Raw genomic sequence first — 14,068 nt, forward strand, 5'->3', positions numbered from 1 at the left:
AACGGTTCCCGCCAGATTCCCCGCACGTGCCCCGCCCGCCGCCCTGCCAGTCACCCCGCCGCAAGCAGCGGCGCGTTACCCTGCGCGTCCGCGCTTGCTGCGCACTTTCAACAGGAACATTCCGATGAGCTACGACATGATGGTCTTCGATGCCAGCGTGGCGCCGCGCGAAGCGACCGCCTTCATTGCCTGGTACGAGAAACAGACCGACTGGAACGAGGATCATGACCATGATGATCCGAAGGTCGCCGCGCCGGCCCTGCAGGCCTGGTTCGCCGAGATCGCCGAACACTTCCCGCCGATGAACGGGCCGCTGTCCGACGATGAAGACGACCGCGACGAAGTGACCGACTACAGCATCGCCGCCCATGTCATCTACGGTTCGTTCGCCGATGACGTGGCCGAGCGTGCACATGAGATGGTGCAGGTGCTGGCCTTCCAGCATGGCCTGGGCTTCTTCGATGCCAGCAGCGATGAAGCCGCCATCGTGTACCCGGACGGCACCGTGCTGGTCCTGGAATAAGCGATCCCGACGGAGCGCCGGGCCGTGCTCGGCGTGCATGAAGGCGTTACAGCGGCAGTTCGCCCTGTACCGCCTGTGCGCCCAGTCGCCATGCCAGCCCGGACAACCGGCTGGCGTGGCGCTGCAGGGCCTTCTCCAGTACCTCCGCAGGTCCCGCCAGGTGCAGCCGCGTACGCGCCCGGGTCAGCCCGGTGTACACCAGTTCGCGCGACAGCACCCGGCTGTCATGCCGCGGCAGCTGCAGCCACACTTCATCGAATTCCGACCCCTGCGCCTTGTGCACGGTCATCGCGAACGCGCTTTCGTGCGCCGGCAAGGCCGCCGGGTGGAAGGCGCGCGGGTGCGCCAGGTCATCGCCCGGGAACCAGGCCGCCATGCCGCCGCCGGCATCGCGCAGGCAGATGCCCACGTCACCGTTGAACAGGCGGTGGCGGTAGCTGTTCTCGGTCACCAGCAGCAGCCTGCCGTGGAAGTAACCGGCGTTGGCACCGGCCAACAGGGTTTCGATGCGATGGTTGAGCCCGCGCGCGCCCTGCGGCCCTTCGCGCAGCGCGGTCAGCACCCGCAACCGGCCGGCCTGCGCCAGCGCGGTCGCCGGTTCACCGCTGTCGGCAAGTGCGCGCCACTGCGCCAGCAGGTGCTCGCGCTGCTCCTGCAGCGGATCCAGCAGGCCTTCGTGGAAGCTGACCCCGGCCAGCGTGCCCTGCCGCAGCAGCGACAGCGCCGCAACACTGTCGCCCTCGCGCACCGCCGTGGCCAAAGGGGCGAGGTCCAGCGCATCGCTCTGCCGATAGCCGCGCTGCAGCTGTACCCGGCGCCCGGCAAACGGGGTGGGCGGTGCTTCCGGCCGCAGCGTGGCCGCCGCCAGCAGCGGCTGCAGCGCGCGCGCATCGTCATGGCGCGTGCCCTCGCCGTCGCCGCTGGCGCGCAGGATGGCGCTGAGCACATCGCCGGCCTCCACCGACGGCAGCTGGTCCGGATCGCCCAGCAGGATCAGCCGCGTGCCGGAGGCGATGGCCTCCACCAGCTTGGCCATCATCGGCAGGTCGATCATCGACGCTTCATCGACCACCACCACATCGAATGGCAATGGATTGTCGGCATGGTGGCGGAAGCGCGGGGAATCCGGGATCACGCCGAGCAGCCGGTGCAGGGTGGTGCCACTGCTGGGCAGGGCTGCGCACAGCTCGGGCGCCAGGCCTTCGGCCTGCAGTCGCTGCACCGCCAGGCGCAGGCTTTCGGCCATGCGTTCGGCGGCGCGCCCGGTCGGTGCAGCCAGCGCCACGCGCGGCGCCGGTTGGCCCGCCTGCACGGCATGTGCGACCAGCAGCAGCAACAGCCGCGCGATGGTGGTGGTCTTGCCGGTGCCCGGTCCGCCGGTCACCAGGGCCAGCGGGTGGCGCAGGCTCACCGCCGCAGCGCGCGCCTGGTGGTCGACGCGGCCGGCGGCCTGCGGGAACAACTGCACGAACAACGGCGCAACCGCCTCCAGCGCCACCGCCGGCATCGGGTGCCGGCCGATGCGCTGCAGCCCTTCGGCCAGCTGCCGTTCGTATTCGCGGTAGCGGCGCAGGTAGACCAGACCGTTTTCCAGCACCAGCGGCGCGTCAACGCTGATCGCATCGGCCTGCTCCGGGCGTGACACCCACGGCGAGTCGTGCAGCTCCTGCAACCACTGGCCGGCGCTCGGCCAGGTGAAACTGCCTTCCACCAGCCGCTGCGGTTGCCCCGGATCGAAGCCGGCGTGTCCCTGCGACACCGCCAGCGACGCCAGCGCGGCGGCGACCAGGATGGAAGGCGGGGTCTCCGGCCGCAGCCGCCCGAGGCTGAGCGCCAGCGCATGGTCCAGCGTACGCAGCTGCCCGGCGTTGTTCAGTTCGACCAGCAGGCTCATGCCACGCCCCCCACCACGCGGGCGACCAAGGCCGCCTGGGCGGCGTCACCGCCGGCGAACAGGGCGTCCAGCGCATCCACCAGTGCAGGTTCGAAACGCGCTGCATGCACGCCCTCGCCGTCCACGCCCAGCCCGCGACAGAACAGGTAGCGGATGCCGCCCATGTCGCGGTCGTAGTCGTAGCGGCTGCCCAGCCGGAAACGCAGCCAGCGGTGCAGGGCGACGGTGTAGATCAGGGCCTGCAGGTCGTATTCGCTGTGGCGCATGGCTGCGCGCAGCAGCTCCGGCGTATAGCCCGGCAAGCGGTTGGATTTGTAATCGAGCACGTACCAACGGCCCTCGCGCACGTAGGTCAGGTCGATCTTGCCGGTCATCAGCCCTTCCAGCTGGCGGCGCAGGCCGAAGCCACGGCGCGCCGGCACGATGCCGAAGCGGTGCAGCAGCTGCAGCAGGGCGGGCACCGCGGTGGGCTGCATGGCGAAGTGGAACTCGATTTCCGCGCGGCGCTGGGCCGCTGGAAGATCATGCAGGGCACCGCCCTCGGGCAAGGGCACGGTCAGGGTGTGGCCGACCAGCGGCACCAGTACCTCGACGCCATCGTCCAGGTCGGCATCGGCGTAGCCTTCCTCGCGCAGTGCCTTGCGCAGCACCGCGGCCTGTCCTTCCGGCGCTGGTTGGCCCGGCTGCCAGCCGCCCCAGGCGGCGAAGTCGGTGTTCTCCAGCGCATCGTGCAGCACGTTGCCGAAGCGGCTGCCCATGAAGCGCGGATCCACCACGGCGCTGTCCGGCTCACTGCCGGCCGGCAATGCCGGTTCCAGGGGGAGTTCGGCACCGGCCGGTTCGTCGGCGGCGGGCGCGGGCACTTCGGTGGCGGCCGCATCGATCTCCTGGCCGGCATCGGCGTTGGCCAGCTGGGTGAAGCTGTACACCCACCAGTCGTGTGGCACCCGCCGTTCGATCGAACGCACCGGCGGCAGCTCACCTTCGTCTTCCATCGCCAGCTGCGCCGGCCGGGTTGCCGGCGCGCGTTCATCGACCAGGATATCGGCGTGGGCCGCCAACGCCGACAGGTCGCCCAGCATCGGCGCCAGCCGGGTCTTCGCCAGCCCGGCCAGGTCGCCGACGGCGATCCACAGCGCATGCTCGGCGCGGGTCAGTCCCACGTACAGCAGGCGCGCATCCTCGGCGCGCTGCTCCTGGTCGCGCAGTGCCGTGGCCGCGTCCCAGGCCGCGTCCTTGTCCAGCTTCCAGTGCAGTTCGCGGCGATCCTGCGCGTGCACGGTGCAGTTGCTGGCGGTGTTCGGCGCGCCGCCGTCGATGCCGACGAACGGCAGGTAGACCAGCGGGTATTCCAGGCCCTTGCTCTTGTGCAGGGTGATGATCTGCACCCGGCGCGCGTCCGATTCCAGCCGCAGCAGCTGCTGTTCGTCGTTCTGGTCGGCATGCGCCATCTGGCCCTGCAGCCAGTCCAGCAGGCCGTGCATGCCCAGCGCCTGGGCCGACGCCTCCTGCAGCAGCTCGCCCAGCTGCAGGTAATTGGTCAAGCGGCGTTCGCCATCCAGCAGCGCCAGCAGGCGTTCGGCCTGGCCGGCGCAGGCATCGGCGATCACCGCGAACGGTCCGCCGCGGGTCCAGCGTTCGCGCCACTGCAACAGCTGCGCCTGGTAGCCGCGCTGCACATCGCCGTCGCGTTCCATGGCGGCGATCGCCGCAGCGTCCTGGCCCAGCAGCACCGTCGCCAGTGCCGCGCGCAGGCGCCCTTCATCGGCCGGCTGCAGCAGGGCCATCAGCAGCGCGCGCAGGTCCTGCGCTTCGGTGGTGGCAAACAGGCTCTGCTTGCCCGCGGCAACGGCGGGAATACCGGCCGCGGCCAGTCCCCGCTGCACCAGGGTGGCTTCACGGTGCGAACGCACCAGCACCGCGATGTCGCCCGGCTGTACCGGGCGACCGCGCAGTTCGGCGCGTCCGGCGCGTGCGTCCACCAGCACCTGGTGGATGTCGGCCACGCAGGCGGCGCAGGCTACCTCGCGTGAGGGATCGGCGTTGAACGGGCGCCCGCCTTCGTTGCGCAGCACGCGCAGGGTCAGGCCCGGTGCCGGCTGGCCATCGCGCAGGTAGTCCGCGTCGCCGCGCACGCCACCGGCGGCCACCGGTTCGAACGGGATGCCCTCGTCCAGGAAAGCGCTGGGCCCGGCGTTGTCGTACAGCGACTGCAACGCACGCAGCACGCCCGGGCGCGACCGGAAATTGCGGTCCAGCGCCGGCGCGACCTGCGCCCCGCGCTTGGCCTTGAGATAGGTATGGATGTCACCGCCGCGGAACCCGTAGATCGCCTGCTTGGGGTCCCCGATCAGGAACAACGCGGGCGCCAGCCCGGCCGCGCGTGTTGCGGCGCTGTCGCCGAACACGGTATGGAAGATCCCCCACTGGCGATCATCGGTGTCCTGGAATTCGTCGACCAGCGCGATGCGGTACTGGCTGCGCAGCTGCCGCACCAGGGTGTCGCGGTGCGGGCCGGCGAGCGCGTTGGCCACCCCGTCGATCAGGTCGTCATAGGTCTGCACGCGACGCATGCGTTTGAGCGCGTCCAGCCGCTGGCGGGCTTGCGCACGCAGGCCGTGCAGGAAGTTGATCGCGCGGCCACGCAGCCAGTCCAGTCGCGCCTGACGGGCCTGCAGGTAGTCCTGCAGCGCAGGCTGCAAGGGCGATGCCGGCGTGCGGCCGGCGTACGCCTTGTTGGTCTTCGCCTCCAGCGCGGCGGGCAGCAGCGCAGGCAGGCGCTCGCTGTCGAGCACCGTGGCCGGCCCGTCATGCAGCGCCCAGTCGCGCAGCTGCGAACACAGCGGCTGCAGCCAGGCCAGTTTGTAGGAGGTGCCGTTGAGCCACTTGGCATCCACGGCTTCGCACAGCGCTCCGAAGAAGGCATCACCGTGATCGCGGATCGCCTGGCGCAGCGCATCGGCTACCTGTTGCAGCCGCGGCGTCGGATCCTCGCCGACCACGGCCGCTGGCGGCAGCAGCGGCAACGGCTTCAACAGGTCAGGCAGGTCACCGGCCAGGGCTTCGGGGGTCTTCCACAACCAGGTCAGCGCGTCGATCGCGGTCGCGTCACTGGCATGCACGCGCCACAGGTCGGCGGCCAGCTCTTCCAGCAGCGCACGCTCACTGGCCAGCAGCTCGGGGGGGTCGAAGGTATGCCCGCTTTCCAGCGCATGCTCGCGCAGCACGCGGGTGCAGAAGCCGTGGATGGTGAAGATCGCGGCGAGGTCGATCTCATCGGCGGCGACCTGCAGGCGGCGCTGCAGCGCCGCAGCGGTTTCGGTCCCGGTCTCCAGGTGTCGCTGCAGCACCCAGCGGGTCAGCAGCACGTCCGGGGTATCGTCGTCGGCCGGGGCACGATCCACCAGCTGCGCGGCCAGCGCCAGCCGTTCCCGGATGCGCTTGCGCAGCTCCTGGGTGGCCGCATCGGTGAAGGTCACCGCCAGAACCTGGCCAATGCGCAGGCCCTGTTCCACCACCAGCCGGGTGAACAGCGTGGCCAGGGTAAACGTCTTGCCGGTGCCGGCGCTGGCTTCGATCAGCTGCACCCCGTGCAGCGGCAGCGCCAGGTACGGATCATCGTGCAGCGTGTCCATGTCGTTGTTCATGCGCCGCCCTCCGCGGTTTCGTCACGCAGTGCGCGGCCTTCGCGCACCGCGCTGAACACCACGCGGCTGGTATGCAGCAGGTCGGCGAAGCTGGCCTCGTCCTTGAACGGATCCTGCCCGCGCAGTGCAAGCTGGATCGCCTCGCCCTGCGCTTCGCCCCAGCTGCGGTCCGAACCGTGCCAGCGCTTGGCGGCTTCGCTGAACTGCTTGTCCCCGCTGCTGGTGTACAGGGTCCAGCCGGTGTACGGGCCGAACGGCAGCGGCTCACGCAGGCCGCGCGTGCGCAGTCGCAGCAGGCTGCGCAGTGCATCGCGGGCCTGGGCAGGCGGCAACGCGGGCAGCAGGTGCGGGCCTACGCCGTTCTCGCCTTCATCGTGGAACTGCACCAGTGGCAGCGCATCGCCGGCAGCGTTGGCCAGCAGCCAGTCCAGCCCGTGGCGGATCGCCGCATTGCCGTTCAGGCTGCCGGTGCGCAGGCGCACCAGGCCCGCGGGGTGGCGGTCAGCGACCCGGCCGTGCAGGCGCACACCGTCGATATCGACCTCGTAGCGGCGGCTTTCCAGCGGTGCATTCCCCAGCCACTCGCGCAGTGCCAGCGCGTACGGGCGCGCCTGCGCCTGCAGCGCATCGAAACCGCGTTCGCCCAGTGCACCGGACGGCAGCAGCGCGCGTGCGCGCAGCCGCGGGTACAACGGCGCGTCGTCCTCCTGCAGCGTGGCCTGTACCACCGCCAGCTGCACGCTGCGCGCTTCGGAGCTGCGTTCGGACAGCACCAGCGGCTCCACGTCATTGGTTTCCTGCAGGTCGCCGGGCAGGCGCAGACCCAGCGACAACGACAGGAACTGGCCGGTGGGATCGACCAGGAAGCGGCGCAGTTCATCCAGCGACAGCCGCGACTCCTCCGGTTCGGTGGTCGCGACCGGCGCGGGCAGCGGCGTGCTGATCCAGGCCGGCAACTGGCCACGGGCGCCGCCGACGGTGGCCGCAGCAGGATGCCATTGGCGGCGATAGCTGAAACGGCGCGGATCGCCGCCGCCGAACGCGGCCGGCGAGAACGGCTGCAAGGCATGCCGCACCACGAACTGCCGGGCGGCCTCGCGCGGTTCGGCGTGGTACTGCATCGCCGCGTCGATCAGTTCACTGACCAGCACCGAGGGCTCGCGCACGCTGCCGTCGCGTGGGTCTGCGCCGAGGTAGCTCAGGTAGAACGCATCCTGCGCGGCGGCGAACAGCTGCAGGAACAGGAAGCGATCATCCTCGCGCAGCGAACGGTCGCCCGGACGGCGGCGCGCGCTGTCCAGTTCAGCGGTGAGCTGGTTCAGTCCGGCCGCCGGGTCGCGGCGCGGGAAGTCGCCGTCGTTGAGGCCCAGCACGCAGATCACCCGGAACGGCAGCAGTCGCATCGGCACCATGCGGCCGAAGCTGATGCCACCGGTCAGCAGCGGCGCGCGCGTATCGGCCTCGGCCAGGGCACCGGCGAAATGCGAGCGGATCACCTCGGCCGGTACACGGCCTTCGAATCCGGCCTTGTCCGCGTCTTCGGCGAACTGGTTGATCAGCCGACGCAGGCGTTCCAGCGCGCGCTGGCTGTTCGGCGACGACGGCGGGGTCGGCAGCAGCGCGTCGAGCAGGCCCAGCAGGCGTTGCCGCCACTGCGCCGGTGACAGCGTTTCACCCAGCCGCTGCTGGTACACCGCCAGCACCCGCAGCAGGCGCAGCAAGCGGTCCAGCGCCTCCAGCGCACTGCCTTCGAGTTCCGGCCACGGGGCCACGCCGGCGATGTCGCCGTCGCTGCCACTGGCGTGGCCGAGCAGCAGGCGGTCCAGCGCGAACTGCCAGGTGAAGGCATCGTCGGCCGGCGCCAGATGCTGGCGGCGGTGGTCCGCGCTGAGCCCCCAGCGCACGCCCGCCGCCTGCAGCCAGTCGTGCAGGCGATCGAATGCGGCGGCATCCAGGCCAGCGGCTTCGGCCAGCGGCGCGCTGGCCAGCAGGTCCAGCACTTCGTTCAAGCCGAAGCGCGACACCGGCAGGCCCAGCAGGTGCACGAAGACATCGGCCAGCGGCTCGCCGGCCAGCGGGCTGGTGTCGGCCAGCGCATAGGGAATGTGGTCTTCGCCGCCGCTGCGTCCACCGAACACCGCCTCCAGGTACGGCACGTACGGATCGATGTCCGGTGCCAGCACGGCGATGTCGCGTGCCTGCAGCGGCGGGTCGAAGCGCGGATCCTGCAGCAGGCCCCGCAGCTGGTCATGCAGCACCTGCAGTTCGCGCAGGCGGGTATGGCAGGCATGTACCTGCAGGCTGGGATCGTCCAGCCGCAACGCCGGCAACGGCGGGCCCGAAGGCAGGCCGCGGCGATGGAACAGGTCGCGCTGCAGCCGGTGCAGCAGGCTGTCGGACAGGCCGCCCTGGTCCATCGGCGGGCGCACGTCGTCCTCGGGATCGTCGTAGGCGCCGATCTCGCCGGACGGGTGCACCACTTCGTAGCTGCCCAGCACCGCCATGAAATCACGCCCGGCCGCGCCCCAGGCTTCCAGCAGGCGGTTCTCGCCAGCGGCTTCGCCGAACGGATCCGGCGCGCCGCTGCGCAGCTTTTCGCCCAGCGTCTGCAGGTCGCCCCAGTAGGCCTGCACCGGCGTGGGCAGGTAGAAATGCAGTTCGCCCACGCGCGCCTGGGTGGCCATCACCCGCAGCACGTCGGGCGAAATGTTCAGCGTGGCGAACGCGGACAGGCGCAGCGGCAGGCCCTGCGGCAACGGCTTGCCGGCGCCTTCGAACTGGTCGAGGTAGGCCTGGATGCGGCGCGCGCGGTAGCCGCGACCCTGGGCGATGGCACGCCACAGGATCGCCTGTGGATCCTGTGGATCGGCACCGGCATCCCAGCGCAGCAGCCAGTCGCGGCGCCAGGCCTGGTATTTCTCGAACACGCTGGCCAGCTCGCCGGCCAGCGCCCACGGCTTGAGTGGATCGCCGCCGGACAGGTAGCTGTGCAGCGCGCGCATCGGCGGCTGCGCCATCAGCGCCTCATCGCCCAGCGCGGCATATAGGCGCCAATGCAGGGCCGCCGCGTCCAGGTCCTCGGCCTCGCCGGGCACGTTGGCGTTCAACGCGCGCGCCACGAACTCACCCGGGGTCAGGAACTCCAGGTTGGCCGCCACGCCGTATTCGGCCGCCAGGGTGGACTGCAGCCAGCGCCGCATCGCCACCTGTGGGATCAGCACCACTTCCGGGTCCAGCAGCGGCTGGCCAGGCAGCGGCGCACGCACGTGCCGCGCCAGCAACGCGGCCAGCACGTCCAGCGAGTTGGAATGGTAAAGACGGAAATCGCTGGAGGGGTCGCTCATTGCGTACAGTTTGCCGCAGCGGCGTGGTAAATGAATGCTGGACGCATCCGGCCTGCCGCTGTCTCCCGCTGATTGTTCCGCCAGGCCGCTTCGACTGTCCCGGGGCGGCTGCGCCCGTGCCGCGACAGCGCATGCGACAATACTGGACGGTCCAGTACGCTTATGTTCAGCGCCACGCCCTGATCCTTCAACGTTGGAAAATTGTTAAATGGTGCCCATGCAGGCTTCCACGACTCCTCTGGTGCAGTTGACCAACGTCCGCATCGAGCGCGGCGGACGCACGATCCTGCGTGATGTGTCGCTGCAGGTCCCGCAGGGCAGCATCACCGCCGTGCTCGGTCCGTCCGGCAGCGGCAAGTCGACCCTGCTGGCCGCGCTGACCGGTGAGCTGCGTCCGGTGCAGGGCGATGTCACCCTGTTCGGCAAGCCGATCCCCACCGGCAACCGCGACCTGCTGGAAATGCGCAAGAGCGTCGGTGTGCTGCTGCAGGGCAACGGGCTGCTGACCGACCTCACCGTGGGCGAGAACGTGGCGCTGCCGCTGCGCGCGCATACCAGGCTGCCGGTCGCCGTGCGCGAGCGCCTGGTGCAGATGAAGCTGCATGCGGTGGGCCTGCTGTCGGCCGGTGATGCCTGGCCGCGTGAGCTGTCCGGCGGCATGGCACGGCGCGTCGCGCTGGCCCGCGCGCTGGCCCTGGACCCGCCGCTGATGATCTACGACGAGCCGCTGACCGGGCTGGACCCGATCGCCTCCGGGGTCATCATGAGCCTGATCCAGCGCCTCAACCACAGCTTGGGCCTGACCAGCATCATCGTCAGCCACCACGTGCACGAAACGCTGCCGATCTGCGACCAGGTGATCGCCATCGCCAACGGTGGCGTGGTGTTCCAGGGCAGCCCGGCCGCGCTGGAAGCCAGCCAGGATCCGTTGCTGCAGCAGTTCCTGCACGGCCGTCCGGATGGCCCGATCCCGTTCGACGCCGCGCCCCGCGCGAGGACTGCCTGATGCCCTTCGTTGCCGCCACCCGCTCACTGGGCCGCGCCGGCCTGTTTTCGCTGACCGTGCTGCGCGGTTCGCTGCCGACCGCCGATTTCCTGGCCGAACTGACCCGCGAGATCTACAAGATCGGCGCGCGCTCGCTGCCGATCATCGCCGTCGGCGGGGCCTTCGTCGGCCTGGTGCTGACCCTGCAGGGCTACCGCACGCTGACCACCTTCGGCGCTGCCGATGCGCTGTCCACGCTGCTCGGCCTGTCGCTGTACCGCGAGCTGGCGCCGGTGCTGACCGCGTTGCTGTTCATCGGCCGCGCCGGCAGCTCGATCGCCGCCGAACTGGGCCTGATGCGTGCCACCGACCAGATCAAGGCGCTGGAGCTGATGGCCATCGACCCGATCGCCAAGGCCGTGGCCCCGCGCTTCTGGGCGGCGGTGCTGACCGTGCCGCTGCTCACCGGGGTGTTCTGCTCGCTGGCGATCTCGGCCAGTTACTTCGAAGCGGTGCACCTGCTGGGCCTGGACAACGGCGTGTTCTGGTCGGCGCTGCGCAACAGCGTGGACTTCTGGAACGACTTCGGCGTGGCGATGCTGAAGTCGGCCATCTTCGGCGGCACTGCGGCACTGGTGGCCTCGTACGTGGGCTTCCACGCAGAGCCGACCATCGAAGGCACTTCCGTCGCCACCACCCGCGCGGTGGTCAATGCTTCGCTGCTGGTGCTGATGTTCAACTTCGTGCTGTCGGCCATGCTGTTCCAGTAACTGTATTCCTTCCTGGTTCCGGCGCTTGCCAGCGCGGGAACGACCTGAAACTTCCGCCCTGCAGCTGCCGGGGCACCTGTCAAAAATGGTGAAATGAACATGGCCATCCGCGGTCCCAGACTGGAATTTTCCGTCGGCGCCTTCCTGCTGCTGGCACTGGCCTCGCTGTTGGTACTGGCGGTCGCTTCGACCAACCAGCGCTGGGGCCTGGGCGGTGGCGGCTACGAGCTGAAGGCCCGTTTCTCGCAGATCGGCCAGCTGCGCAAGCAGGCGCCGGTGAAGATCGGCGGGGTCAACGTCGGCCAGGTGGCGGCCATCGACCTGGATCCGGTCAAGTTCGACTCCATCGTCACCCTCAAGATGGACGGCAAGTTCAAGGACCTGCCGGCCGACACCTCCGCCGGCATCTTCACCAGCGGCCTGCTCGGCGAGAGCTATATCGGCCTGCAACCGGGCGGCGATCCGGACGTGCTGAAGGCCGGTGATGAAATCGTGTTCACCCAGCCAGCGGTAGACCTGATCCAGCTGGTCGGCAAATACATGTTCAGTGGTGGCGGCGCCGGTGGCGACGCAGCACCGTCCAACGAATCCCACGACGGCGCGCCCGCGCCCGCTACGGAAACCCAACCATGAAAATGAAACTGCTCCCGCTCCTGCTCGCTTCGACCCTGCTGGCCGCCGCTCCGCTGATCGCATCGGCGCAGGCACCTGCCGCTGCCGCCGCCACCCAAGGCCAGGCCGGCAAGACCGTGATTGATGCCAGCACCCGCATCATGACCACCCTGCAGCAGCGCAAAGCCGAGTTCAGCAAGGACCCGACTGCGCTGCGCAACTTCATCAACAGCGAGCTCAACCGCACCTTCGACCGCGATTACGCGGCACGCTTGGTACTGGGCGCGCATTCGCGCGGTGCCTCCGATGCCGACATCAAGCTGTTCGCCGATGCGATGGCCGACAACCTGATGCAGCGTTACGGTTCGGCCCTGCTGAACATCCAGGGCCGGCCAAGCTTCCGCCTGAAGGGCGAGAGCCCGCTGCCGGGCAACCGCGGCGTGCGCGTGGCCACCGAACTGGTGCGCTCGGGTGACCAGCCGACCCCGGTCGAGTACCTGATGCGCAACACCGATGGCCAGTGGAAGATCTTCGACGTCAACATCGAAGGCATCTCCTACGTGCAGACCTTCCGCAACCAGTTCGACGCCCCGCTGCGCCAGAAGGGCATCAAGCAGGTCGCCAACGAGCTGCGCAGCGGCACCATGCAGGCCGGAACCCCGGGCAATGGCAAGTAACAGCGCCCAGGCCCGGCTGGACAAGGGCACCCTGCGCCTGTCCGGCGTGCTGGACCGCGGCGCGGTGATCGCGCTGTGGCCGCAGCTGCAGTCGCTGGGTAACGGCGCACAGGCGCTGGACCTGACCGACGTGGCACGCGTGGACAGCGCCGGCGTGGCCCTGCTGGCCGAACTCGCCGCGCGAGCGCGGCAGCAGGGACGGACGCTGGCCATCAACGGCTCGCCGGCCGGCCTGACCGAACTGGAGGCGGCCTACCGGCTGTCTGCAGACCTTGATTTCAATGCCCCTTCTGCCGCGAGCTGACATGAACGTCGTACGCATACTCCCCCTGTTCGTCCTGGTCGCCACGCTCAGCGCGTGTGCCGCCAAACCGGCCCGTGACAGCGCCCCCAGCGCAGGCACCGTGGTCCCTGCAAGCGAAGCGCCGGTTGCCGATGCGCCGCTGGCCGCCCCCGTGGCGGATGATGCGGTCGTCGCCGCCGAACCCGCTTCGGCCGCCGCGTCGGCAACGCCCGCCGCCGCCGCGCCGCCCACGGTGGATGCCGACGGTGATGGCACGCCGGATGCCACCGAAGGCGACTTCGCCGCGCTGTACGGCAGCGATGGGGTCAGCGGCGGGTCCGCAGCCGCCTACGATCCGTGGGAGCCGCTCAACCGCCGCGTGCATCGCTTCAACGTGGTGGTGGACAACGCCGTCGCGCGTCCGCTGGCGATCGCCTACACCAACGTGGTGCCGCGCTTCGCCCGCACCGGCGTGAGCAATTTCTTCAGCAACATCCGCTCGCCGGTGACCATCGTCAACCAGTTCCTGCAGGGCCGTCCGGACGATGCGTGGGACACCATGGGCCGCTTCCTGATGAACAGCACGCTGGGCATCGGCGGGCTGTTCGATCCGGCCAGCAAGGCGATGATCGCCAACCGCAAGGAAGACTTCGGCCAGACGCTCGGTGCGTGGGGCTGGCGTCCGTCGCGCTACGTGGAACTGCCGTTCTTCGGGCCGCGTACCGTGCGTGATGTGTTCGGCCTGGCCGGTGACATTCCGCTGTCGCCGATCCGCCAGATCGAAGAAGACAAGGTGCGCATCGGCCTGCAGGGCCTGCAGCTGGTGGACGCCCGTTCGCAGCTGCTGGCAGCGGATGACATCCGTTCCAGCGCCGTGGACGAATACGCCCTGGTGCGTGATGCGTGGCTGCAGCGCCGCAACTACCAGATCGAGAACGATCTGCGCGGCAAGCATGCACGTGGCAAGGACGATCTGGATTCGCCGATCCCGGTGGATGCGATGCCGATGCCGCAGTGGGGCAACTGACGGTCGTTGCAGCGAACGGCTGAGCCCCTCGTGGTGGGTCGCTTGGGGCGGTTGAGTACGGCGATTGGGCCGGGCGATGGGGCTGGTCGGGGGACGGCAGAAGCCGCGTCCTGCGGGCCTCGTGTCGCGCCATCCATGGCGCTCCACGCCCCCGCCCAACCCCACCGCCCGGCCCTGCGACATAGCGCGCGGCCCGCCACGTAAAAAATAAAAGAAAAGCGGTGCCTGGACGGGGTGGCGGGTGGAGTGTGGGGGGGGCATGCACAGAACACCCAAGAGTTGTTGTTTGTTAGGATGGGGGGCGGC

Annotated in this window: 10 protein-coding genes; 7 read left to right on the forward strand and 3 right to left on the reverse strand. The window is 69.7% G+C overall.

Going from position 1 to position 14,068, the window contains the following annotated elements:
- Positions 1 to 124 precede the first annotated feature (124 nt).
- Positions 125 to 523, forward strand: a complete 399-nt coding sequence (locus ABE522_RS14840; protein WP_057508368.1) for a hypothetical protein — start codon at positions 125 to 127, stop codon at positions 521 to 523.
- A 46-nt stretch (positions 524 to 569) separates the two neighbouring features.
- On the opposite strand, the gene recD is transcribed toward ABE522_RS14840, so the two are convergent.
- From recD to recC, 3 genes are read right to left on the reverse strand one after another with little or no spacing between them, the layout of a single operon-like run.
- Positions 570 to 2,417 carry an exodeoxyribonuclease V subunit alpha gene (gene recD, locus ABE522_RS14845; RefSeq protein ID WP_346592352.1) on the reverse strand — a complete coding sequence of 616 codons (1,848 nt, stop codon included), beginning with the start codon at positions 2,415 to 2,417 and terminating at the stop codon, positions 570 to 572.
- Positions 2,414 to 6,064 carry an exodeoxyribonuclease V subunit beta gene (locus tag ABE522_RS14850; protein WP_346592353.1) on the reverse strand — a complete coding sequence of 1,217 codons (3,651 nt, stop codon included), beginning with the start codon at positions 6,062 to 6,064 and terminating at the stop codon, positions 2,414 to 2,416. The genes recD and ABE522_RS14850 overlap by 4 nt, the downstream gene beginning before the upstream one ends.
- The gene (gene recC / locus ABE522_RS14855; protein ID WP_346592354.1) at positions 6,061 to 9,408 is read right to left on the reverse strand and encodes an exodeoxyribonuclease V subunit gamma; all 3,348 of its coding nucleotides are present in this window, start codon (positions 9,406 to 9,408) and stop codon (positions 6,061 to 6,063) included. Before recC ends, ABE522_RS14850 begins: the two co-directional genes overlap by 4 nt.
- 217 nt (positions 9,409 to 9,625) lie before the next feature.
- Here recC and ABE522_RS14860 point away from each other — a divergent pair, with 217 nt between their 5' ends.
- The 6 genes from ABE522_RS14860 to ABE522_RS14885 all read left to right on the forward strand — a co-directional run bounded on the left by ABE522_RS14860 (position 9,626) and on the right by ABE522_RS14885 (position 13,762).
- The gene (locus ABE522_RS14860) at positions 9,626 to 10,414 is read left to right on the forward strand and encodes an ABC transporter ATP-binding protein (protein ID WP_042612193.1); all 789 of its coding nucleotides are present in this window, start codon (positions 9,626 to 9,628) and stop codon (positions 10,412 to 10,414) included.
- A complete protein-coding gene (locus tag ABE522_RS14865) occupies positions 10,414 to 11,163 on the forward strand; it encodes an MlaE family lipid ABC transporter permease subunit (protein ID WP_042612164.1) in 750 nt (249 codons plus the stop codon). The genes ABE522_RS14860 and ABE522_RS14865 overlap by 1 nt, the downstream gene beginning before the upstream one ends.
- A gap of 99 nt (positions 11,164 to 11,262) precedes the next feature.
- A complete protein-coding gene (gene mlaD / locus ABE522_RS14870) occupies positions 11,263 to 11,796 on the forward strand; it encodes an outer membrane lipid asymmetry maintenance protein MlaD (RefSeq protein ID WP_346592360.1) in 534 nt (177 codons plus the stop codon).
- Complete coding sequence (locus tag ABE522_RS14875; RefSeq protein WP_346592355.1) at positions 11,793 to 12,452, forward strand: MlaC/ttg2D family ABC transporter substrate-binding protein; 660 nt, start codon at positions 11,793 to 11,795, stop codon at positions 12,450 to 12,452. The genes mlaD and ABE522_RS14875 overlap by 4 nt, the downstream gene beginning before the upstream one ends.
- On the forward strand, positions 12,442 to 12,756 hold the full coding sequence (locus tag ABE522_RS14880) for an STAS domain-containing protein (protein ID WP_346592356.1): 315 nt from the start codon (positions 12,442 to 12,444) through the stop codon (positions 12,754 to 12,756). The genes ABE522_RS14875 and ABE522_RS14880 overlap by 11 nt, the downstream gene beginning before the upstream one ends.
- A gap of 1 nt (position 12,757) precedes the next feature.
- Positions 12,758 to 13,762 (forward strand): MlaA family lipoprotein, encoded by a 1,005-nt coding sequence (locus ABE522_RS14885; RefSeq protein WP_346592357.1) that lies wholly within the window; start codon positions 12,758 to 12,760, stop codon positions 13,760 to 13,762.
- Positions 13,763 to 14,068: the final 306 nt, after the last annotated feature.

Origin of the sequence: Stenotrophomonas lacuserhaii (assembly GCF_039674585.1) — a bacterium.
GTDB lineage: Bacteria > Pseudomonadota > Gammaproteobacteria > Xanthomonadales > Xanthomonadaceae > Stenotrophomonas > Stenotrophomonas pennii_A.

Coding starts and splice junctions, on each gene's coding strand:
- ABE522_RS14840 (WP_057508368.1), top strand. CDS start 125: ATGAGCTACGACATGATGGTCTTCGATGCCAGCGTGGCGCCGCGCGAA.
- recD (WP_346592352.1), bottom strand. CDS start 2,417: ATGAGCCTGCTGGTCGAACTGAACAACGCCGGGCAGCTGCGTACGCTG.
- ABE522_RS14850 (WP_346592353.1), bottom strand. CDS start 6,064: ATGAACAACGACATGGACACGCTGCACGATGATCCGTACCTGGCGCTG.
- recC (WP_346592354.1), bottom strand. CDS start 9,408: ATGAGCGACCCCTCCAGCGATTTCCGTCTTTACCATTCCAACTCGCTG.
- ABE522_RS14860 (WP_042612193.1), top strand. CDS start 9,626: ATGCAGGCTTCCACGACTCCTCTGGTGCAGTTGACCAACGTCCGCATC.
- ABE522_RS14865 (WP_042612164.1), top strand. CDS start 10,414: ATGCCCTTCGTTGCCGCCACCCGCTCACTGGGCCGCGCCGGCCTGTTT.
- mlaD (WP_346592360.1), top strand. CDS start 11,263: ATGGCCATCCGCGGTCCCAGACTGGAATTTTCCGTCGGCGCCTTCCTG.
- ABE522_RS14875 (WP_346592355.1), top strand. CDS start 11,793: ATGAAAATGAAACTGCTCCCGCTCCTGCTCGCTTCGACCCTGCTGGCC.
- ABE522_RS14880 (WP_346592356.1), top strand. CDS start 12,442: ATGGCAAGTAACAGCGCCCAGGCCCGGCTGGACAAGGGCACCCTGCGC.
- ABE522_RS14885 (WP_346592357.1), top strand. CDS start 12,758: ATGAACGTCGTACGCATACTCCCCCTGTTCGTCCTGGTCGCCACGCTC.